The sequence below is a fragment of the Mesorhizobium sp. CA6 genome (genome assembly GCF_020165035.1).
Taxonomy (GTDB): Bacteria; Pseudomonadota; Alphaproteobacteria; order Rhizobiales; family Rhizobiaceae; genus Mesorhizobium.
This window is the reverse complement of the sequence record NZ_JAIUHI010000036.1, coordinates 1-19,625: the sequence shown is the minus strand read 5'-3', so window position 1 is coordinate 19,625 and position 19,625 is coordinate 1. Positions and strand designations below refer to the sequence as shown.

Here is a 19,625-nt window from a genome sequence, read left to right as displayed (position 1 = left end):
CGGGCCGCTTCGCGGACACCTCTCTCCCGCCCTTGGCGGGGCAAGGAACCCAGGTTCTGACACGTCCCACCCAACCCAAGGACCCGCCCATGCCTCGCAAAGCCGTCAAAAAACCCCAGCCGCCAAAACTTCCTAAGGGCGAGGCAGAGCAGGTGCGCATCCGCCGCGAGGTCGGTCACGACTTCGCGCTTAAAACGGACGCCTTCGCCCGTCAGCGCCTCACCACCGGTACGGCCGAGGCACGGCGCGTCTATGAAGTCTCGAACGGCGGCTACACCTCCACTGGCGGCGTGGTGCGTCTGCGCAATGTCGATCCGCTCACCGGCATCACCTCGCTCAGCCGCCAGCAGCGCGAGGCCGGCCAGCGCTTCCGCGACGATTTCGAGCGCAGCCAGCGCGAGGGCCTGCAGCCGCAATCCTGGAGCGAGCGAGTCGATAGCGGCCGGATCGGCGGCGGCGTCCCGGACCGGGTGCTCTCAGCCGGCCGGGCGTATGCCCACGCTGCCGCTGCCCTTGCCCATTGGGAAGTGGCTGAAGTGGTCCGAAAAATCTGCCTCGAAGGCCAGTCGGTGAAGGCCATCGCCGAACGCAGCGGCGATGGCCGCGACGTGGTTGTGAAGCTGCTGAAGGTCGGGCTGGATCTGTTGGCGGTGCATTACGGGATGATGATGGGGAGGAAGGTTGGGTAGGGAGCGAGATGGACGCGGCCAAATCAAGAGCTTGGCAAAAGCAAAGTGAATCACGATGTGAGATTGCTGACGTGAACTTGCAGAGGCGCTGACCTTCAACGTTATTTGCGGAGTCCGGTGTGCGTTTTGGAGGTTGGCTCCTCGCCACCCTCAGGCTTCCCCTCCCACCCGAACACGCTCCGTCCGCCCAGCAAATGCGACTGGTCCATCTCGCCCGCCACGATCTCCTTCAGACTCGGCCCCGTCACATACCGCTCCATCCTGCGCGACTCGCCGTCCAGCCGCCTCAGCGCCTCCAACTCTTCGGTTCTTCCGAGCTTGGCCTTGCCCACCGCCGATTTCAGCACGGTGATCGTCTCGTCATAGACTTTCAGCGGCACGGGGAAGGGGTGGCGGTCCTTGCCGCCGTGAGCGAGGGAGAAGCGGGCCGGGTCGGAGAAGCGATAGGGCGCGCCGTGCACCACTTCCGACACCATGGCCAGAGCCCGCACCGTGCGTGGGCCGACGCCGGGGACCAGCAGCAATTCCGGGAAATCCTTAGGGCCGCTTTCGATGGCCGAGGCGATGTTGCCGTGCAGGCGGCGCATGACGATGTCGCTTTCGCGCACTTCGTGATGCGCCGGCATGACTAGGTTGGGCAGCAGCGGCTGCGCGGCCGGTTCAGGCTCCGGCTGCGGTTCCAGCACGGCCAGTTCGGTCAGGATCTTTTCCGGGCTCATCGTCTTGAGCAGCGCGATCTGGCCGCCGCGGGCTTTCTCGGCGCGACGGTCGGTCAGGTTGACGATCTCGCCCTGACGCTCGCCCTCGATCGCCGCATGCGGCTGGTCGACGAAGCTTTTGAGCCCCTCCGACAGCCAGTGGTAGCGGCGTGCCTGGCGAGCATCGCCGTTCATGCCTTGCTGCACCACCACCCAGCGCCCGTCATCGGTGACGATGAAGCCGTGCAGATAGAGGTCGTAGCCGTCCTGCACGGCGGCGCTGTCCACCTTGGCGACGAGCCGGCTGGCGGTGGCCAGGGCATCGCCGTCCAGCCCGACGCGCTCGCCGATCGCCAGCAACTCGCCGGGCGTCTTGCGCGAATGCGCGCCGCGCCCGCCGCAGACATGGATGCCGAGCTCATTGCTGAGCGGATTGAGCCCCCGCTTCAGCGCGCCGATGACGGAGGTGGTGATGCCGGAGGAATGCCAGTCCATGCCCATCACGGCGCCGAAGGACTGGAACCAGAAGGGATGCGCCAGACGCCGCAAAAGCTCATCGCGGCCGTAGTGGTGGATGATCGCCTCGCACAGCACTGCGCCGAGCTTCGTCATCCGATCGCCCAGCCACTTCGGGACCCGCCCGCCATGCAGCGGCAGGTCGGCGCTGCCGCTTCGCTGCGTCAAGGATGTTCTCCGTGGATGCCGGAGAATTAGATGGCATTTTGCCGGGAATTTGCAAGGCGCCGACACGATCTCCCCCCACGAGGAGGGAGATCAGTCCGCCGGCCCGCTAATACCGGTAATAATACCCGTGGTGATGCCTGTGATGGTGCCGATGATGATGCCTGTGGTGGTACCGATGGGGATAGATGTAGTAGTGCCTGTAATACCGATGGTACCGGTAGTGCGGATACCGGACCACGTAGCCGGGATAGTAGTCGTCATAGTAGCGCGGTCCATAATAGCGGCCGCCGTAATCGTAGAACGGGCCGCCGCCGTAGAACGGGACACCGAAGAACGGGCTGAAGCCGCCGAACGGCCCGAAGAACTGTGCATCCGCAGGCGCGACCGTGGCTGCGGCGGAGGCGACGGCAATCGCCGAAGCAAGTAAGAGTTTTCTCATGGCAACCTCCTCCTGAAGGCCGATTACCAAATAAACGGTCGCTGCAAGCGTATGTTCCCGATCGCTAATATTCGCAGCGCGTGGTCACCCTCGAGGACAGGTCGCAAAAAGCGGCCAACAAGCCAGCCCCTCGTTGCCAGCGAGGTTCAATACCTGCAGACGCGGATCGCCTCGTAGACCCGGTGGTGATGACGCCAGTGTCTCACATATTCGACTTGGCAGCGCCTGTGATGCCGGAAATAGTAATTCCGGTAGTAATGCGGCCTGTAGCTATAATACTGGTGGTAATACGGCCGATACATGTAGGGGTCACTGTAATAGTCGTCACCGTAATATGGCCCGTAATCGTTGTAATAGTCGTCGTAATAACCGTCCCCGATGCCGATCCCGAATTCTAGGCGTCCGGCATTGGCCGGGCCGATCACGGCGAATGCCGACGCAATGGCTATAACGGAGGCGAGCAGGAGCGTTTTCATGACTACCTCCTACCTGGAGTTGATCACCCCATAAACGCGCCGGAGGCAGGTTATGTTCCAAATCGCTAATATTCGCCCGCCCATCCCTGGGGATGGGCGGGCGGCCATCTCCCTCGCGAGTAGGAGATCAGCCAATCATGGGCACCGCTCGGTCAGCGCTCGCAGATGCGGATTTTTTCGATGACGCGGTGGTGATGGCGCCAGTGCTTCACGATTCTGACCCGGCAATTATCGCCATAATACCGGCTATGATAGCGGACCACATAACGTTCACGATCCGGGACATAGTAGTCGTCATCATCGTAGACATGCCGGTAATAACGGTGAGGGTAGTATCCGCCATAATAGTCGTCGTCATAGCCTGGACCGACGCCGATACCGAGTTGCACGCTGCCGGCGCTGGCCGGCGCGATCGCGAACGCCGAGGCGATGGCGATCATCGAAGCAAGCAGAAGCTTTTTCATCGCTGCCTCCTTGAGTTGCAGGACGCCCCTTCAGGGGATAAACGGTTTCGACGGGGCCGGTGTTCCGAGGAAAATGCGCGGCCCCTGTCTCGGGGACGAGCCCGTTCGCAAATGCGGGAAAACGCTCGCTCCCTCGCAAGGGCGCACGGACCAGCGGGAATAGCGCGTCGCGCGATGTCGCAGCATCACTCGCGCACCTTGGCGCCATCGGCTATGCCACACCTGACGTAAATCTCAACCGCAGGAGCTCCCATGACCAAGCAGACCATTCTCAAATTCGGCGCCGTCGAGCATGCCGAGGCCGGCGACCTGCCGGGCTGGATCGTCGTGGAGGGTAGGCCGACCATGCAGACGGCCGTGCAGCACACCACCGGGGACGGCAAGGTGATGTCCGGCACCTGGCGCGCTTCGCCCGGCACCTATCACGCCACCTACACCGATTATGAATTCGTCCACATGATCGCCGGCCGCATCATCATCACGCCCGACGGCGGCGAGCCGGTCGAGGTCGGCCCTGGCGATGCTTTCGTGGTCGAGGCCGATTTCAAAGGGACGTGGAAGATCCTCGAGCCGGTGACGAAGCATTTTGTCGTTGTGGTGGGGTGAGGGGGCATGAGCTGCTGATCTCTCCCCACAACGACTACGCTACGCACACAACCTCTGTGACTGGCGTGACTGATCAGGCCGAAGCTTGATTGCCAGGTGGTTCCCCCAATCCGTCGCTGCTTCGCAGTGCCACCTTTCCCCCCTCCGGAGGGAAAGGAAGGGAGTGTTGCTGGACGGACGTTGACGGCAAAAGCTTGGCGCCTTTCCTCTACCCCGTCGATCGGGGGAGAGGTGGCTCGGCGAAGCCGAGACGGAGTGGGGGTCGACCAGCGCTACATAGGACAATGCATGCGCCAAGCTGCCATGCACGCTATCGCCAAAGGCCAGCCGCTTGGAAATGTGTGCATGCCGTAGCCCACAAGGGGGAGATTGGCAGCATCACCTTCCCACTTTGGAAATCACCCTCTTCTCCACGTCCGGCTCCAGCGATTTCGCGAAGGGTGTCGCCATATGGTGCCGGTCGCGGAAGGCGAGCTTGCCGTCGATGAAGACGTGGCAAATGGTGGCGCTGCAGAAGCGGTCGGTGAGGTCGACGTAAGCAGCGTTGGGGATGCTGTCGACAATATCGCGCTCCACCCCCGCCATCTTATCATTGGCGGCATAGGCCCGCGTCTGGTCGCAGCGCGAGGGTGTTTCGTTCCGCCAAAGCGCCCGCGCCACGCAAGTGTCGATATTCGCGTTGTTGAACGGCACGTCGCGGATGAAGGCGACCTTGAGGCCGGCCTGGCTCAGGCTGGTGAGCGTGGAGCGCAGGCCGGCCCGCCAGTCGGCGTCCTGACTGTCCATGTCGCCGTCGCGCCCCGCCATCTTGCGCCCGCTGCTCAGCGCCAGTTCCGATATGACCACCAGCGCTGGCTTTGCGCGGATGATCTCCTTGATCGCCTGCTCGCGCCAGCGGTCGCATTCTGCGTAGGCGCGCTTCAGCTCGGACGACCAGACGCTGATGCGCGAGGCGCGGCAGGAGTTTTTCAGCCAGGTCATCACCCGGTAGCCGTTTTTCCGGCCCGCCTCGATCAGCGGCGTCGACCAGTGGTCAGCGTGGGAGTCGCCGAACAGGGCTATGGTGCGCCCGCCGTCGCCGAACACACAGGGGATCGACGTGACCGTCTCGTAGTCCAGCACGCAGCCTGCTTTGGCGCGGGCCGTGGAGGGTTCGGCGGCGCTCGCGGCGATGATGCGCTGCCGCGGGTCGAGATCATGCGCGGCGAGCTTGGCATTGCCGTAGGCGGCTGCGACGCCGGTGCCGGTCAGGAGGAGGGCCGGCACCAGCGCCCGCGCCGCATTGGCCATCAGCCAGCCGCTGCGACGGATCGGGTTCTCGATGAGGTGGTAGCTGAGGATGGACAGCGCGAGTGTCAGCGCAAGGCAGTAGAGCCGCTCGGCGGGTGTTAGCTCCGGCGCCAGCATGCCGGCATAGACGATGATCGGCCAATGCCAAAGATAGAGCGAATAGGAGAGCCTGCCGATCCATTGCAAAGGCGGCAGCGCCAGGGCGGCGTTCACGCAGTTCCGTTCGGAATTGCGCAAACGAGGAGTGCCGTCCCTGACGCCGGCCGCTCCCGCCTTGAGCAGAAGGACTGTGCCGGCCACCGGCAGAAGCGCCAGAAAGCCGGGGAAGGGAGCGCCCTCGCTGAAGGTGAGATAAGCGGCCCCGATCATCGCCAGTCCGGCCAGGCTCAACGCCCGCCCCAGCCGCGGACGCTCCTGCAACAGCCGCGCCGGCACCATCGATGCGAGGCCGCCGGCGGCAAATTCCCATGCGCGCAGCGGCGAAAAGTAGAACGCCCAGGGTGGCGATACGCTCGTCAGCCAGGCGCAGAGGACAAAGGAGACGAGGCCGGCCGCGGCGATTGCAATGACGATCGAGCGTTTGCCCGGCTTCAGCCAGGCGGCCAGCATCAGCAGCGCCGGCCAGGCGAGGTAGAATTGTTCCTCGACCGACAGCGACCAGTAATGGATGAACGGATTGCTCGCGGCGTCTTTGGCGAAATAGTCGAACGACCAGCGGATCAGCCACAGATTGATCATATAGGCCGAGGCGAACATGGCGCCCTTGGAATAGAGCGCCTGTTCTTCCGGCGACAGGATGACCGCGCCGGCGGCAAGTGTGGCGACGATGACGAAAAGCGCCGCCGGCAGCAGGCGCCGCGCGCGCCGGGCGTAGAAACGCAGAAGGTCGAGCCGGCCGGTGCCGGAAATCTCGGCGACCAGATGGCGGGTGATCAGATAGCCCGAGATGACGAAGAAGATGTCGACCCCGGCAAAGCCGCCGGGCAGCGCGGTCAGGCCGAAATGGTAGGCGATGACGCCCGCCACGGCCACCGCCCGCAACCCTTCTATGTCGGGCCGGAAATCCTGCGCTGATGCTGACACGAATACGAACCTCGCAAGCTCGTTCGTATCCCGCCTTGGGGAAGACTTGCGCCTGCGGGCTCATATCGCAATGCAACAAATCTAACGCGGTGCAACATAAAGGGAGGGCGACGACATGCGGCAGCACCGGAATTGCCGAGATCCTCCATTCCGGAGGTGACTAGCCGGCGGCGCTCCCGCCGCAATAAAGCAGCCGGCCGCATGATCTCCCACAAGGGCCGCGCCGCATTCACGCCTTCTTCACGAACTTCGTCTTCAGAACAAGGCCCTTCACCTGCTTGGTGTTGCATTCGATCTCGCCGGGATTGCCGTTGAGGCGGATGTTCTTCACCAGCGTGCCGCGCTTGACCGTCTCGGACGTGCCCTTGACCTTGAGGTCCTTGATCTGTGACGGAGTCGCCGTCCTTCAGCGTAGTTCCGTTGCCGTCTTTTACGATAGCGTCTGTCATGGCGGATTGCATGGCCTGCGCCCCGCCTATCGCGCCGATCACGGCCGGGTCAAGCAGGTTGGGACTGGTCATCTTGCCTGCAAGGGCGAGATATGGCGCTACCTCGTAATCATCGCTTGCCAGACGTGACAGGCTTTCGGCGGTGACGGCCGCAGTGCCATCCTCGGACTTCACGTTCTGAGATCCGATCCGATCACGCGCCGATGCCGTCGGTAGGCCTGGTTGGGGCGATATTTGAGGCCGATGCCAGACAGGCGCCGGGAACTGGCAGCCGTGGTGCCGTTGTCGATCAAGCGTTGAATCGGGGCGGTGACGCTCCGGCTTGGTCCCGCGACATCCGGCTTGAAAATTGAGGCTGGCCAGGAGCGGGCGGTGCACCTCGAAGATGCCCGCCCGTCCGGCGCCGCCGCCAAGCTGCTGAAACCCCGTCCGTCCCCAACAGCAACGGTCATGGCGTGACCAGTGGTTGCCGAGTGCCATTGGCGCGGTGCCCTGTCAACGCCGCCGGACAGCGGCCCGGAAGCGTCTTTTTAGCCGCCTTTTCGTCCTCGAAGCACGCTTTGCAGCCGTGCCGGGGACACGGCGAAAGCCACGAAATGGCGGAATTCCGGGCTTTTCAGACATCCACCAAGCAGCCCCGCGCATATCCTATCCGCTTGAATAGGCTGATTTTTCGCCGGCCGGCATATCGCTTCGACCCCGACTTTTTTTGGGTGCAATTCGGCAGTACAGCATTGATGCCCGGCGACGACGGGATTCCGCTTGAAAGCGGCATCGAATCTATCTGTGAGCCGTTTCATGACCCGCTCATGAAGACGTGATAGAGTGTCGCCGAATGGGGGAAGTTGCGATGGCCAAACGGTTGTTCGAGGTTCTTGCCAGACGGCGGTCATGGCTGGACCGGGTCGCTTTGGGGCTGCTCGTGTTCCTGGCGACCCTGGTCGCCGCGCTGATGGGCGGCGCCAGCACTTAAAGCCAGGAAAAGTGCGTGGCGGTTTGCTCGGCGACTTCGCCGCCCTTCGTGCACACTGGCGCCAGTGCAAAACGGAGCGCGCTATTTCCTTTGGCCTATAGCCTTGAATTCGAATGTCGTGGGCCTGAGCCTGACCGGTTTCGGCCGCTCGGTGAGATCGACGACGCGGACCCATCTGTCGGCGCCGGCGCGCAAAGTGACTTTCTGGCCAAGCGCCTTCTCAGCCGCCTCGAAAGGCGTCTTTGCTGCGGCCGAATGGACCGCGACGACGGCTTCGCCGTCCATTTCCTCGACACGATAGATTGTCATGCGGGGCGCCCGTCGCTCCGCTCTCGCCCTTATACATTTTATTAGAAGTTACGAATGAAAGGCAAGACTCCCAAGTGTAGCGAAAGCGAAGCCTGCCGGGTTTACTCCTCTATCGAAGAGGGCGCGCCGTAGCCGCGCAGGCCGGTTCCGTTGCAGGCCTGGCAGGAAGCCCGTTGTCCAGGGCAATTGTCGCGCAACGCGCCAGAGGGACAGCATGCGCCGTTCGACGCCACCTGTGTCTCGCACTCGAACACCTTGCCGGCGCCCAGGCACCGGGGGCAGGCGAACTTCCTGAATTCGCTCAAGCGAGCCTCCGGCTGTTTCACGCGCGCCCGGCAACGCGCTGACTATGCCGCGGGTTCCATGACAGAAACGGTTAGTCCTGTGCACGATAGTACACGTTAGTAGTGGCTAATATGATAAAGGCATCGCTTGCAACGCACGGTTGGTTCCGCGGTGCCGCGGCGTATCAGGGCATGGGTTCCTCGCCCTCGCGAAACGGCGGAGAGGGAAGGCGACACACCTCTTTCACCAGCCCGCGCAGCCAGCGATGCGCCGGATCGGCGTCGAGCCTCGGATGCCACAAGAGCGAGACCGTCAGCGCGGCGAGCTTCACCGGCAGCGTGAAGGTGAACAGGCCCTCGCGCAGCGTTCCGGTATAGCGTTCCGGCACCGTGGCGATGAGGTCGGAGCCACGCGCCAGCGCCAGCGCCTCGGCGAAGCCGCCTACGACGGTCGCGACTGTCCGCGTCAGCCCGGCGAGCTCCAGGGCGTCATCCACCGGGCCGCGGTCGAGGCCGCGGCGCGAGATCAATATGTGCCGACCGGCGGCGAAGCGCGCAGCGGTGATCCGGCCTTCGCACAAAGGATGGCCGGCCCGCGCGACGCCGACAAAGCGGTCGCGGAACAGCGCCTGCGCGCGCACCTCCGGCCCGGTCGAACCGCCCACTACGCCGGTCTCCAGATCGACCGCGCCCTCGCGCATCGGGCCGCTGTCCTTGTCGGGCTTGGGCACGAAACGCAGTTGCACGCCCGGCGCTTCCTCAGCCACGCGGGCGAGCAGCGCCGGGCCGAAATTCTCGACGAAACCATCGCTGTTTCGCAGCGTGAAGCTGCGGCCAAGCCGCGCGAGGTCGAGCCGCTCGGCAGGCCGCAGCACCGCTTCCGCCTCCTTCACCAGCCGCCCGACCTGCCCGCCGAGCTCGACAGCGCGCGGCGTCGGCACCAGGCCGCGCCCGGCACGCACCAGAAGCGGGTCACCGGTCGCCTCGCGCAGCCTCGCCAGGGCCCGGCTCATTGCCGAAGGGCTGAGCTTCATGCGCCGCGCGGCTTTGGCGACGCTGCCTTCGGCAAGCAGCACGTCAAGCGTGACGAGCAGGTTGAGATCGGGTCGCGACATGGCGCGACCATAGCACGGATTCGTCAAAGCGGCATGGCGTCTGATGCACTATTCAAGTGCATACGCTGCGTGTTCCGCCATGTCATGCGCGCTCCTATCTTCCCCGCAAGTTCAACCGACGGAGAAGAAATCATGGCCGACATTGCCCAAACCCGCGCTGCGCCCCTGCGCCATTCGACGGCGGGCGCGTTGGCCAGCCTGTCGCTTGCCATGCTCGTCTCCTCGCTCGGCACCAGCATCGCCAATGTCGCGCTGCCGACGCTGAGCGTGGCCTTCGCCGCGTCGTTTGCGGCGGTGCAATGGGTGGTGCTTGCCTATCTGCTCGCCATCACGGCGCTGATCGTCAGCGTCGGGCGTCTCGGCGATGTCGTCGGCCGCCGGCTGCTGCTGATCGCCGGCCTGACGCTTTTCAGCGCCGCTTCGTTTGCCGCCGCGCTCGCGCCGTCGCTGGCGATGCTGATCGCAGCCCGCGCCGTGCAAGGCCTGGGCGCCGCGGTGATGATGGCGCTGACGATAGCTCTCGTCGGCGAGACGGTGCCGAAGCAACGCACCGGCAGCGCCATGGGCTTGCTCGGCACCATGTCGGCGATCGGCACCGCGCTTGGACCCTCGCTCGGCGGCGTGCTGATCGCAGCTCTCGGCTGGCGCTCGATCTTCCTCGTCAACGCCGCGCTCGGCGCCGTCGCGCTGCTGGCCGTCTGGCGCTTTTTACCGGGCAACAAAGGGGCGGGCATCGACCGCGCAGAGGCGAAGGGAGCCGCGCGTTTGGATATGCTGGGGACGCTGCTGCTTGCCGCCACGCTTGCCGCCTACGCGCTGGCCATGACCATGGGGCGCGGTCATTTCGGTGGTCTGAACATGGTGCTGCTCGGCGGGGCAATTGTTGGCGCGGCGCTGTTCGTCGTCGCCGAGGCCAAGGTGGCGTCGCCGCTGGTCAAGTTCGCGCTGTTGCGCGACCCGGTGCTGGCGCCGAGCCTCGCCATGAACGCGCTGGTCTCGACGGTGATGATGGCCACGCTGGTCGTCGGCCCGTTTTTCCTGTCGCGTGCGCTGGGCCTCGGCGACGCTGCGACCGGAGCCGTGATGTCGATCGGGCCCGTGGTCTCGGCGTTCTGCGGCATCATTGCCGGGCGTGTCGTCGACCGCCTCGGCGCTGCCGCGATGGTCATGGCCGGGCTGGTGCTGATGGTCGCCGGCTGCGTCGCGCTCGCCGTGCTGCCGGGCGTCTTCGGTGTCGTCGGCTACGTGGCGGCGATCATCCTGCTGACGCCCGGCTACCAACTCTTCCAGGCGGCCAACAACACCGCCGTCATGGCCGACGTCGACAGCTCCGAGCGCGGCGTGGTGTCGGGCATGCTGAGCCTGTCGCGCAATCTCGGCCTTGTTACCGGCACGGCGGTGATGGGCGCGGTGTTCGCCTTCGCCGTGGGCACCAAGGATGTCGCGACGGCATCGCCGGCAGCGGTCGCCGGCGGCATGGGGTTCACCTTCGCGGCGGCCACGGGGTTGGTGGCGTTGGCGGTCGCGATAGCGGTGGCTGGGCGGAGAGGGCGGATCGCGTAATCTGGGGAGAGCGGCAGCTTCGGCGCCACGCCGTCCCTTCCGCGATCGCGCAATTTCGTCACCGCACGGGGAGCATATTCTGACACGCGGCGGTGCCCATTCCGCCTTCGGCCGGTGCCTCAGCTATCCCAACGAACCCCCGCCCACTGCGGCGCCGGCCCATCCTCCCACCCGATCTCGACCGCGCGCCGGACCGGATGGCGCATGTCTTCCTCCCCGGAACCAAAGCGACAGGCAGCGGTTTACCCAGCCGAAGGGATGATTCAGGAATCAGGAATAAAGCAATGAAAACAGTGCTTCTTGCTGCCCTGGCGCTCTGCGTCGCCGCACCCGCCGTCGCTTCGGCGGCCGAGGCCGATGTCGTCATCAGGACGCATCACAGGCATCATTATCATCACCGCCCCGCCATCATCATCAATGACGAGGGCCATCGCTTGCATCACCGCCATCACGGCACGGTCGCCTTCTATGACAATGGCAAGCGTAGCTGGCGTTATCGCCATCACCGTCGTCAGGACGTGGTCGTCACGAGTTCGATCCACCGGCACCATCATCGTCGGGTCGTCGTCGAGGGCGGCTCCGACTATTGACGCCCCGCGCCCCGGCTCGTGCGATCAGACACGGGCCGGGAGCGCTTTTTTCCGATTTGTCTCTTCAGGACCGATTCCGCTGCGCAGCGCTTTCAGCGCGCTGGCCTGAAGCATGGCGCCCAACCGCAGCCGCCGACGGTTGGCGCAGGCGCCCTTCGACGCCCATTGGACTTCGCCACGGCACAACCCATATTTGAGCTCATGGAGCTTCGAGCGTGACCTTCGCGCGGGTGGCCCTTTTCGCCGTTGCCCTCCTGGCCGCGGCTGCCGTTTCTTCCTTCTCCTCGACCGGGAGCGGGAAGGTCGCGTTGAGCGTTGCCATTGACGGCGCTATCGGGCCGGCCAGCACCAGGCAGCTCGAGGAGGCGCTCGATACTGCTGCTCAACGCAACGCCGAAGTGCTCGTCCTTCAGCTCGACACGCCGGGCGGCCTGGTCACCTCGATGCGCGAGATGATCGCCGACATTCTGGCCTCGCCCGTGCCCGTCATCGGCTACGTCGCGCCGGCCGGCGGCCATGCGGCGAGCGCCGGCACCTACATTCTTTACGCAACCCATGTCGCGGCGATGGCGCCGGGCACCAATCTGGGCGCGGCGACGCCGGTCGAGATAGGCGGGCTGCCGTCGCTGCCGGGCGGCGACAAGGACAAGAACCAGGAGGGCGTCGCCGAGCCGCCCGGCGACGAGATGATGGCCAAGGTGACCAATGACGCGGTCGCGCTCATCCGCTCGCTCGCCGAGATGCGCGGCCGCAACGGCGACTGGGGCGAGAAGGCGGTGCGCGAGGCAGCGAGCTTGTCGGCCAACGCCGCCCTGCAGGAGCATGTCATCGACTTCGTCGCCCGCGACACTACCGAGTTGCTGCAGCTTGCCGACGGGCGCACCGTCGATGTCGCCGGCGCCAAGAAAGTGCTGGCGACGAAAGGGCTGCCGGTCGAGACGCTGGAGCCTGGCTGGTTCATACGGCTGCTCTCCGTCATCACCGACCCGAACACCGCCGTCATCCTGATGCTGGTCGGCGTCTATGGCCTCGTCTTCGAGTTCACCAGCCCGGGCGCCGTGGCGCCCGGCGTCATTGGCACCATCTGCCTGGTGCTCGGGCTCTATGCGCTCAACCTCTTGCCGATCAACTATACCGGCCTGGCGCTGATGGTGCTCGGCATCGCCTTCCTTGATCATCGAGGCCTTCAACCCCACCGTGGTTCTGGGGTTGGGCGGCGTCGCCGCTTTCCTGCTCGGCTCGGCCATGCTGCTCAGGATCGAAGGGCCGGGCTTTGCCATGTCGTGGGCGGTCATCGGCCCCGCCGCCGTGCTGACGCTCGGGCTGGCGCTGCTCACCGGAACCTATGTCTGGGCGGCGCGCAAGAAACCGCCGCGCGTCGGCGGCGAGGCGATGCGCGGCCTGCCCGTCGAGATCGTCGACTGGCAGGGCGGTGAGGGCCATGTGCTGGCTTTGGGCGAGCGTTGGCGGGCGAGGGCCGACGAACCGGTCGCACCCGGCGACAGCGTTGAGGTGACCGACGTCAGCGACCTCGTGCTGACCGTGCGGCGTCGCGATGCGAGCAACAACGGAGTGAAATGATGGTCGGTTACGTGGCCTATCTCATCATTGCGCTGCTGGTGATCATCTTCCTGGCGGCTGCCATCCGCATCCTAAGGGAATATGAACGCGGCGTGGTCTTCACGCTCGGCCGCTTCACCGGGGTCAAGGGCCCTGGCCTCATCATCCTCATCCCGTTCGTCCAGCAGATGGTGCGGGTCGATCTGCGCGTGGTCGTCCAGGATGTTCCGCCGCAGGATGTCATCTCGCGCGACAACGTCTCGGTCAAGGTCAATGCCGTGCTCTATTTCCGCATCGTCGACGCCGAGCGGGCAATCATCCAGGTTGAGGATTTCATGGCCGCGACCAACCAGCTGGCGCAGACCACGTTGCGCTCGGTGCTCGGCAAGCACGAGCTCGACGAGATGCTGGCCGAACGCGACAAGCTCAACAGCGATATCCAGGAGATCCTCGACCAGCGCACCGACGCCTGGGGCATCAAGGTCTCCAATGTCGAGATCAAGCATGTCGACCTGAATGAAAGCATGATCCGCGCCATCGCCAAGCAGGCCGAGGCCGAGCGGCTGCGCCGCGCCAAGGTGATCAATGCCGACGGCGAGCAGCAGGCGGCGGCGAAGCTGGTCGAGGCCGGCCGCATGCTTGCGGCCGAGCCGCAGGCCATGCAGCTGCGCTATTTCGAGGCCCTGCACGACATCGCCGGCGAGCGCTCGTCCACGGTGGTGTTCCCGCTGCCGGTGGAACTGCTCGGGCAGTTCATGAAAGGGCAGGGCAAATGAGCCATTGACGCTGCCCGGTCTTCCCTCGTCGGCAGAGTCAATCAGCCTCGCCGCCCGAACCCTTGCCGCATTCTGCCAGCACCTTGCCGATCGCAGCACCTGAGCCTTTCAGCGGAAAGCTCGCCGTGCCGTATTTGTCGGCCGAGATCGTCACCTCGCCCTTTCCCCGCAGCAGCGCCAGCAACGGGTCGGAAGGGCCGGACAGGTCTGCCGTGAAGTAATTGTACATCGCCTCGAGCTCGAGCTTTTTGGTCACGCTCTTGCCGCCGGCCTTGAAGGTGAAGGATCCGCCGATGCCGGGCTCCAGCTGCCCGCCCGCGGCGCCGAGATCATAGCTCAGCACCGGCTTATCGAAGCAGGCCAGCATCAGATGCGCATCGCCCTTCGGCCCGCCGCACACCGAAGCCGTCATCACCCTGCCGCCTTCGTCCTCCTCCATCCGGGCGGACCAGGCGCAAGGCGCGGCATGGGCGGAAGGGGTGGCTAGAAGGGCAAGTGTGACGATTGCCAGTGCGCTTTTCATAGTCGATCCCCCACCGTGGCGGGCATCATATAGAGATTGGCGAAAGTCGGCGAGCGGCTAATCTCTCCTGAATGGATCTCGCTTAAGTGCTCTTGGCCGGCTCGAACAATTCCAGCAGATTGCCCAAGAGTCGACCAGCAAGATCTGCGAGCCGCCCGGCCTCGTCACGATTTCATTGCGGAAGTTTAGGCCTGCCATGCGCAACCGGGCGACCTCCTTCGTCGCAAAACGCGCGCGATAGCGCTCGGGTTCGTCCGCGGCGTTGCCGGCGACGGCGATTGCACCAGGTATTGACGACAAATCCGACCGCCGACGATTGCAAGGAGGTAAAGCGATGACCGATGACGCAACCGCGATCCGCCAGGCGGTCGAGACCTGGATGGCGGCGAGCCGGAAAGGCGATCTGGAGACCGTGCTTGGTCTGATGACGGACGATGTCGTCTTCATGGTTCCCGGCAAGGAGCCCTTCGGAAAGGAAGCCTTCGCCGCGGCCTCCAGGAACATGGGCGAGACGAAGATCGACAGTGACAGCGAGATCGTCGAGCTCAATCTGCTCGGCGACTGGGCCTATATCCGCAACCGCATCGATATGACGGCGACACCGCCCGGCGGCGAGCCGGTGCGGCGGTCCGGCTATACGCTGACGCTGCTGCGCAAGGAGAATGACGGCCGCTGGCGGCTGGCGCGGGATGCGAATTTGCTGGCGGCAAAAGGGTAGGGCGCGGCCGCCGGAACTGCCTGTCCCCTTCTGGCTATCCCCTTCTGGAGCGAGAAACCTTGTCCTGCGAACGCGGCGTTCGGGATCGCCGGCGCGAATGCCCGGCTAACTCGCGCTTACTTTCGCCACGGCGGCTCAGGCGCGAAGCGCTTGCCGATCCAGTCGGCGAAGGCGCGGGTCTTGGCGGCTTGGCCTTTGGCCGAGGGCATGACGACATAGACCGCGCCCTCGTCGGCCAGCGTCCAGTCCTCCAGGATCGGCACCAGCCGGCCGTCGGCGAGCTCGCGCCCGACCAGCCAGTCGGTGCTCATCATCAGGCCGACACCCTGCACTGCGGCCTCGACCAGCACCTCGGCGTCGTCGCTGACCAACGGCCCCGAAACCTCGACGCGCACGCGCCGGCCCTCGCGGTCGGTCATCTCCCAGGCGGGAAAGGTCTGGAAGCCGGAGAAGCCCAGGCAGCTATGCTCCAGCAGCGCCTGCGGCGTTTCCGGCCTGCCCCTTCTGGCGAGGTAGGAGGGCGCGGCGCAGAGCAGCCGGCGCCGCGTCGCCACCTTGCGCGCCACCAGGCGCGAGTCCTCCAGGCTGCCCAGCCGTACGGCGACGTCGAAATTCTCGGCGACGAGATCGGCGAAGCGGTTGGAGAACTCTGCCTCGATGTGGACCTCGGGGAACTCCGCCAGGAATTGCGGCAAGAGCGGCCCGATCCACATGCGCCCGAAGGTCCCCGGCAGCGCCAGCTTGAGCAGGCCGCGCGGCCCGCCGGCGGCATGCGCCGATGCGGCCGCCTCGGCCTCGTCGACCGAGGCCAGGATGGCGCGCACGCGCAACAGGAATTCCGCGCCCGCCTCGGTAAGCGACACGCTGCGCGTGGTGCGGTGGAGCAGCCGCACCCCCAGCCGCTCTTCCAGCGATTGGAGACGGCGCGACAGGATGGTCGCGTCGCGCCCGACTCTCGCTGCCGCCCTGGTGAAGGAGCACGCCTCGGCGACGGCCGCGAAGGCCGCCATTTCGGCAAGGGCGGAGGGCTCAACGGATTTCTGCATGATTTGCAATACTCAAATGCAAAGTCCAACGATTATCGAGCATTAGCGCAGCAGCTAGGTTCGCTCAATCGTCCATCGACCACGCACGGAGTGAACCCATGAAAGCCATCGAACTCAGCCAACCCAGGCTCGACGCCTTCCGCGCCGCCAGCATCGCCACGCCCGAACCGCAACGCGGCGAGGTGCTGATCCGCCAGCGTGCGGCGAGCCTTAACTTCGTCGATGTCGCCGTTGCGAGCGGCAATTATCCCGGCCCGGTGTTTCCGCTCGTTCCCGTCGCCGACGGCGCCGGCGAGATCGTTGCGCTGGGCGAGGGCGTGACGACATTCAAAACTGGCGACCGCGTTGTTGCCCACGCCAAGCCGCGCTGGATCGGCGGTCGGCCGCGTCCCCACGAGATGACGCAGATGCGCGGCATCTCGTTGCCCGGGTCGCTGGCCGAATATGTCGCGCTGCCGGCCAACTCGGTCGTGCCGGTCCCGGCGCATCTCTCCTTCGAGGCGGCCTCGACCTTGCCGATCGCCGGCACCACCGCGTGGAACGCCATCCGCGCCGCCGATATCGGGCCGGGCTCGGTCGTCGTGCTGCTCGGCACGGGCGGGGTCTCGATCTTCACCCTGCAGCTCGCCAAGGCGGCCGGGGCCACCGTCATCATCACGTCGTCCTCGGACGAGAAGCTCGAGCGGGCCAAGGCGCTCGGCGCCGATCACCTGATCAACTACCGCGCGACACCGGACTGGGATGGCAAGGTGCTGGAACTGACCGATGGCCTCGGCGCCGACCTCGTCGTCGAGACCGGCGGCACCGCCACCTTCGCGCGCGCCGTCAACGCCACTGCGCCCGGCGGCACGCTGTTCACCATCGGCTTCGTCACCGGCGCCGAGGCCACGGTCAATCTGCTGCCGATCATCATCAAGGCGCTGAAGGTGGTGGGCAACAACACCGGATCGGTCTCGGACCTGCGCGACGCCGCCCGTGCCATCGGCGCCGCCCGGATCGAGCCGGTCGTCGACAAGGTGTTTTCACAAACCGAGGCGACCGAAGCCTACACCTACATGGCCGCCGGCGGCCTGCATTTCGGCAAGCTGGTGTTCGGCTTGGATTGGTAGGAAGAGCCGGCGCTGGAGTGGGCGAAAGCGATGAATCTCTCGGTCTCCCTGAAGCCGACTTCCCTGACAGGAAGATGTGGGAGCTTCAATCCGCGTCGCCGCCCGAGCCCTTGCCGTATTCGGCCGGCAGGGGCGCTCGGTCGACCGAGCGTTCTCATGCCACTACCGATCCTTCTCACCTTTCGCCATCAGAACTGGAGGTCGAGGTTGGCCTTGACGCCGTTGTCGGCCTTATGGGAGCCGAACTGACCGGTGTAGGACAGGCCGAGCGTGGCATTGGCCGAGATCGGCAGGTCGAAACCGGCCTCGATCACCACGCTGTCCCTGGCGATGGGCACGCCGGCAATGGTGAAGGCGTTGCCGCCGGCGAAAGCGAAAGTCGAAGTCGGCGTGACATCGCCGAAGGCATGGCGCCAGCCGAGCGTGCCGCGCGCGGTTGCCTCGATGCTGCCCAGGGTCAGGTCGGTCGAGGCGCGCAGCCCGAGCGTGGTGAAGGTCGCGTTGGCAGTTGAGCTTGCGCTGGTCAGGGCTGCACCGCCACCCTTCTCGGTGAAGCCGTCGGTGTGAACGCTGACATAGGCGAGATTGGCGAAGGGCTCGAACTTGAAGCGCCCGGCATCGGCCTTGTAAGCGAGTTCGCCGAACACTTGTGCCGTGCCGGCGTCGTAGTCGGCCGACAGTTGATCGGCGAAGCCATTGAAGGCAACCGCGCGCTTTGTCGAGATGCTGTTCCAGCTGTAGGCGGCGCCGGTGCGGAACGCGATGGCGCCCCAGTTGGTGCCGCCATAGAGACCGAGATGGTAATTGTCGCCGGCGCCGCTGGAACGGCGAGCGTCAGCGTCGAAGGTCGAATGGCTGTAGCCGCCTATGGCACCGACGCGCCAGTCCCCGACCAGGCTATCGGCGCCGACCAGGAGGCCGCCGGTCGAACGATCGAAGGCGGCGGCATTGCCGTCGCTGCCGGTATGTCCCCACGAGCCGAAGGCTTGGCCCCAGACGGCGAAGCGATCGGTGTCGGCCGCGACCATTTCGGGGCCGCCCTCACCATAGGCCATGACCGGCAATGCGGCTGCGTCGGCATCGCCGAACGCAGCGCTGATCCGCCTGGTGGCGGCGTCGCGGATGAAGCGGCTGTCCTCCAGCAACATCCCCTTGGCCGAGGCATGGATCTCTCCCGAGAGCTGGTCGAAAGCCGCTTGGGCGGTTGCCTCTGTCGGCAGTACGGCGATTGCGTCGTAGAGCGGATTGCCAGCCCCCAGGCTTTCGGCGCCACCGCCGGTGGCGATCTGGTTCGGCGTCAGGCCAACCTGAGCGAAGGTCTTTTGGACCACATCGAGATAGACGTGATTGGCGTCATAGCTGTCGACGAGGCCGAGGAAAGCCGTGCCGATATCGCCGGTGAGCGAGTAGTTTCCGGCGACGCCACCGTCGGCTTGCAGCAGCGTGTAATGCGTGCCCGCTACGTAAGGCGCGGCATCCGTCTTGACCACGTCGAGGACCGATCCGGCGGCGATCGTCGCTGCGCCGGTCGCGTGGATAAGATCGGACTGGCCGGTCGAAGTCAGTTCGACCTGGTAGATCGAACCAGCCGCCTGGTCGATATTGCCCGCGACACTGAGCGTGCCGATCGAATTGCCCGGCGCGATGATGCCGCCCGAATGCGCCGCGATGCCGCCCACCGTGCCGTTGCCGCCAAGTATGCCGCCCGAGATCGTCACCAGCGAATCTGCCAGCGAACCGTTCACGGCCAGCCGCCCGCCGCTCACATTGGTCGCGCCGGTGAAGGCGCTAGAATCGGCGGTGAGATTCGTGTTGCCGGCGATCTGGTTGATCGTGCCGGCACCGCCGATCGCCGACGCGAAGGTGTAGTTCGTGTCGGTGTGGTTGAAGTTGATCGCACCGGTGCCTGCGCCGAACTGGACAGCCGCAGCATTGAGTATGCCGGTCGCCGATGCCGCCGCTCCGGCTACGCCACCGAAATTGAGCGTGCCAATTGAGCCTGCCTGGCTGGCAATGGTCACGATGCCGCCGACCGAAACCGCACCGCCGTTCCAAATCGTCAGCGTGCCCGTGCCGAATTCGCCGACATCAAGGTTGCCGGTGTTGGTCCAGGTCGAGCCAGCGCCGTCGACCGTCGCCGTGCCAACGCCGTTGCCGAACGCCACAAAGCCACCGCCACTG

At 65.3% G+C, this 19,625-nt stretch carries 19 protein-coding genes and 2 pseudogenes; 10 read left to right on the top strand and 11 right to left on the bottom strand.

All coding sequences use genetic code 11. The features are described 5' to 3' along the window. Nucleotides 1–89 precede the first annotated feature (89 nt). Nucleotides 90–689, top strand: coding sequence for a DUF6456 domain-containing protein (locus LB526_RS29510; protein ID WP_224630639.1), 600 nt, complete (start codon nucleotides 90–92; stop codon nucleotides 687–689). A gap of 101 nt (nucleotides 690–790) precedes the next feature. Here the strand turns inward: LB526_RS29510 and LB526_RS29505 are convergent, their stop codons facing one another. From LB526_RS29505 to LB526_RS29490, 4 genes are all read right to left on the bottom strand, one after another. Beyond that, the gene (locus tag LB526_RS29505) at nucleotides 791–2,071 is read right to left on the bottom strand and encodes a DUF763 domain-containing protein (protein WP_224630638.1); all 1,281 of its coding nucleotides are present in this window, start codon (nucleotides 2,069–2,071) and stop codon (nucleotides 791–793) included. Nucleotides 2,072–2,177: 106 nt separating this feature from the next. Next, complete coding sequence (locus LB526_RS29500) at nucleotides 2,178–2,510, bottom strand: hypothetical protein (protein WP_224610306.1); 333 nt, start codon at nucleotides 2,508–2,510, stop codon at nucleotides 2,178–2,180. A 146-nt stretch (nucleotides 2,511–2,656) separates the two neighbouring features. Next, nucleotides 2,657–2,986, bottom strand: coding sequence for a hypothetical protein (locus LB526_RS29495; RefSeq protein WP_224549798.1), 330 nt, complete (start codon nucleotides 2,984–2,986; stop codon nucleotides 2,657–2,659). Between the two features lie 152 nt (nucleotides 2,987–3,138). Then, the gene (locus LB526_RS29490) at nucleotides 3,139–3,450 is read right to left on the bottom strand and encodes a hypothetical protein (protein WP_095768303.1); all 312 of its coding nucleotides are present in this window, start codon (nucleotides 3,448–3,450) and stop codon (nucleotides 3,139–3,141) included. Nucleotides 3,451–3,702: 252 nt separating this feature from the next. On the opposite strand from LB526_RS29490, the gene LB526_RS29485 reads away from it, so the two are divergent. Beyond that, nucleotides 3,703–4,056: a cupin domain-containing protein gene (locus LB526_RS29485; protein ID WP_095768304.1), complete on the top strand. Its 354-nt coding sequence runs from the start codon at nucleotides 3,703–3,705 to the stop codon at nucleotides 4,054–4,056. A gap of 378 nt (nucleotides 4,057–4,434) precedes the next feature. On the opposite strand, the gene LB526_RS29480 is transcribed toward LB526_RS29485, so the two are convergent. Both LB526_RS29480 and LB526_RS29475 read right to left on the bottom strand, forming a co-directional pair. Continuing rightward, nucleotides 4,435–6,429, bottom strand: coding sequence for an acyltransferase family protein (locus LB526_RS29480; protein WP_224630637.1), 1,995 nt, complete (start codon nucleotides 6,427–6,429; stop codon nucleotides 4,435–4,437). Nucleotides 6,430–6,658: 229 nt separating this feature from the next. After that, nucleotides 6,659–6,878: pseudogene (locus LB526_RS29475) on the bottom strand (alkylphosphonate utilization protein). Between the two features lie 596 nt (nucleotides 6,879–7,474). On the opposite strand from LB526_RS29475, the gene LB526_RS29470 reads away from it, so the two are divergent. Together LB526_RS29470 and LB526_RS29670 are read left to right on the top strand one after the other, a co-directional pair. Beyond that, complete coding sequence (locus LB526_RS29470) at nucleotides 7,475–7,699, top strand: hypothetical protein (RefSeq protein WP_224630636.1); 225 nt, start codon at nucleotides 7,475–7,477, stop codon at nucleotides 7,697–7,699. 29 nt (nucleotides 7,700–7,728) lie between these two features. Beyond that, on the top strand, nucleotides 7,729–7,851 hold the full coding sequence (locus LB526_RS29670) for a hypothetical protein (protein ID WP_263483512.1): 123 nt from the start codon (nucleotides 7,729–7,731) through the stop codon (nucleotides 7,849–7,851). Nucleotides 7,852–7,932: 81 nt separating this feature from the next. On the opposite strand, the gene LB526_RS29465 is transcribed toward LB526_RS29670, so the two are convergent. Together LB526_RS29465 and LB526_RS29460 are read right to left on the bottom strand one after the other, a co-directional pair. After that, entirely contained in the window at nucleotides 7,933–8,160 is a 228-nt protein-coding gene (locus tag LB526_RS29465) for a hypothetical protein (protein WP_095768306.1), read from the bottom strand. A 469-nt stretch (nucleotides 8,161–8,629) separates the two neighbouring features. After that, nucleotides 8,630–9,559, bottom strand: a complete 930-nt coding sequence (locus LB526_RS29460; RefSeq protein WP_224630635.1) for a LysR family transcriptional regulator — start codon at nucleotides 9,557–9,559, stop codon at nucleotides 8,630–8,632. Nucleotides 9,560–9,691: 132 nt separating this feature from the next. On the opposite strand from LB526_RS29460, the gene LB526_RS29455 reads away from it, so the two are divergent. From LB526_RS29455 to LB526_RS29440, 4 genes and pseudogenes are all read left to right on the top strand, one after another. Further along, the gene (locus tag LB526_RS29455; RefSeq protein WP_224630634.1) at nucleotides 9,692–11,122 is read left to right on the top strand and encodes an MFS transporter; all 1,431 of its coding nucleotides are present in this window, start codon (nucleotides 9,692–9,694) and stop codon (nucleotides 11,120–11,122) included. A gap of 284 nt (nucleotides 11,123–11,406) precedes the next feature. Then, entirely contained in the window at nucleotides 11,407–11,712 is a 306-nt protein-coding gene (locus tag LB526_RS29450) for a hypothetical protein (RefSeq protein ID WP_095768308.1), read from the top strand. A gap of 215 nt (nucleotides 11,713–11,927) precedes the next feature. Further along, nucleotides 11,928–13,293: pseudogene (locus tag LB526_RS29445) on the top strand (NfeD family protein). Beyond that, nucleotides 13,290–14,048: a slipin family protein gene (locus tag LB526_RS29440; protein ID WP_095768310.1), complete on the top strand. Its 759-nt coding sequence runs from the start codon at nucleotides 13,290–13,292 to the stop codon at nucleotides 14,046–14,048. Before LB526_RS29445 ends, LB526_RS29440 begins: the two are co-directional and overlap by 4 nt. 37 nt (nucleotides 14,049–14,085) lie before the next feature. On the opposite strand, the gene LB526_RS29435 is transcribed toward LB526_RS29440, so the two are convergent. Beyond that, nucleotides 14,086–14,571: a hypothetical protein gene (locus LB526_RS29435; protein WP_224630633.1), complete on the bottom strand. Its 486-nt coding sequence runs from the start codon at nucleotides 14,569–14,571 to the stop codon at nucleotides 14,086–14,088. Between the two features lie 334 nt (nucleotides 14,572–14,905). On the opposite strand from LB526_RS29435, the gene LB526_RS29430 reads away from it, so the two are divergent. Then, on the top strand, nucleotides 14,906–15,289 hold the full coding sequence (locus LB526_RS29430) for a YybH family protein (protein WP_224630632.1): 384 nt from the start codon (nucleotides 14,906–14,908) through the stop codon (nucleotides 15,287–15,289). A gap of 116 nt (nucleotides 15,290–15,405) precedes the next feature. On the opposite strand, the gene LB526_RS29425 is transcribed toward LB526_RS29430, so the two are convergent. Continuing rightward, nucleotides 15,406–16,335, bottom strand: coding sequence for a LysR family transcriptional regulator (locus LB526_RS29425; RefSeq protein ID WP_224610290.1), 930 nt, complete (start codon nucleotides 16,333–16,335; stop codon nucleotides 15,406–15,408). Between the two features lie 98 nt (nucleotides 16,336–16,433). On the opposite strand from LB526_RS29425, the gene LB526_RS29420 reads away from it, so the two are divergent. Further along, nucleotides 16,434–17,444 carry a zinc-dependent alcohol dehydrogenase family protein gene (locus LB526_RS29420; RefSeq protein ID WP_224630631.1) on the top strand — a complete coding sequence of 337 codons (1,011 nt, stop codon included), beginning with the start codon at nucleotides 16,434–16,436 and terminating at the stop codon, nucleotides 17,442–17,444. Nucleotides 17,445–17,632: 188 nt separating this feature from the next. On the opposite strand, the gene LB526_RS29415 is transcribed toward LB526_RS29420, so the two are convergent. After that, nucleotides 17,633–19,625, bottom strand: a 1,993-nt coding sequence (locus LB526_RS29415) for an autotransporter outer membrane beta-barrel domain-containing protein (RefSeq protein ID WP_224630630.1), incomplete at its 5' end; no start/stop codon positions are given.

Bases quoted from the DNA above. Each gene is read 5' to 3' on its own strand.
- LB526_RS29510 (WP_224630639.1), top strand. From the start codon at position 90: ATGCCTCGCAAAGCCGTCAAAAAACCCCAGCCGCCAAAACTTCCTAAG.
- LB526_RS29500 (WP_224610306.1), bottom strand. From the start codon at position 2,510: ATGAGAAAACTCTTACTTGCTTCGGCGATTGCCGTCGCCTCCGCCGCA.
- LB526_RS29495 (WP_224549798.1), bottom strand. From the start codon at position 2,986: ATGAAAACGCTCCTGCTCGCCTCCGTTATAGCCATTGCGTCGGCATTC.
- LB526_RS29490 (WP_095768303.1), bottom strand. From the start codon at position 3,450: ATGAAAAAGCTTCTGCTTGCTTCGATGATCGCCATCGCCTCGGCGTTC.
- LB526_RS29485 (WP_095768304.1), top strand. From the start codon at position 3,703: ATGACCAAGCAGACCATTCTCAAATTCGGCGCCGTCGAGCATGCCGAG.
- LB526_RS29470 (WP_224630636.1), top strand. From the start codon at position 7,475: ATGGCGGAATTCCGGGCTTTTCAGACATCCACCAAGCAGCCCCGCGCA.
- LB526_RS29670 (WP_263483512.1), top strand. From the start codon at position 7,729: ATGGCCAAACGGTTGTTCGAGGTTCTTGCCAGACGGCGGTCATGGCTG.
- LB526_RS29465 (WP_095768306.1), bottom strand. From the start codon at position 8,160: ATGACAATCTATCGTGTCGAGGAAATGGACGGCGAAGCCGTCGTCGCG.
- LB526_RS29460 (WP_224630635.1), bottom strand. From the start codon at position 9,559: ATGTCGCGACCCGATCTCAACCTGCTCGTCACGCTTGACGTGCTGCTT.
- LB526_RS29455 (WP_224630634.1), top strand. From the start codon at position 9,692: ATGGCCGACATTGCCCAAACCCGCGCTGCGCCCCTGCGCCATTCGACG.
- LB526_RS29450 (WP_095768308.1), top strand. From the start codon at position 11,407: ATGAAAACAGTGCTTCTTGCTGCCCTGGCGCTCTGCGTCGCCGCACCC.
- LB526_RS29440 (WP_095768310.1), top strand. From the start codon at position 13,290: ATGATGGTCGGTTACGTGGCCTATCTCATCATTGCGCTGCTGGTGATC.
- LB526_RS29435 (WP_224630633.1), bottom strand. From the start codon at position 14,571: ATGAAAAGCGCACTGGCAATCGTCACACTTGCCCTTCTAGCCACCCCT.
- LB526_RS29430 (WP_224630632.1), top strand. From the start codon at position 14,906: ATGACCGATGACGCAACCGCGATCCGCCAGGCGGTCGAGACCTGGATG.
- LB526_RS29425 (WP_224610290.1), bottom strand. From the start codon at position 16,335: ATGCAGAAATCCGTTGAGCCCTCCGCCCTTGCCGAAATGGCGGCCTTC.
- LB526_RS29420 (WP_224630631.1), top strand. From the start codon at position 16,434: ATGAAAGCCATCGAACTCAGCCAACCCAGGCTCGACGCCTTCCGCGCC.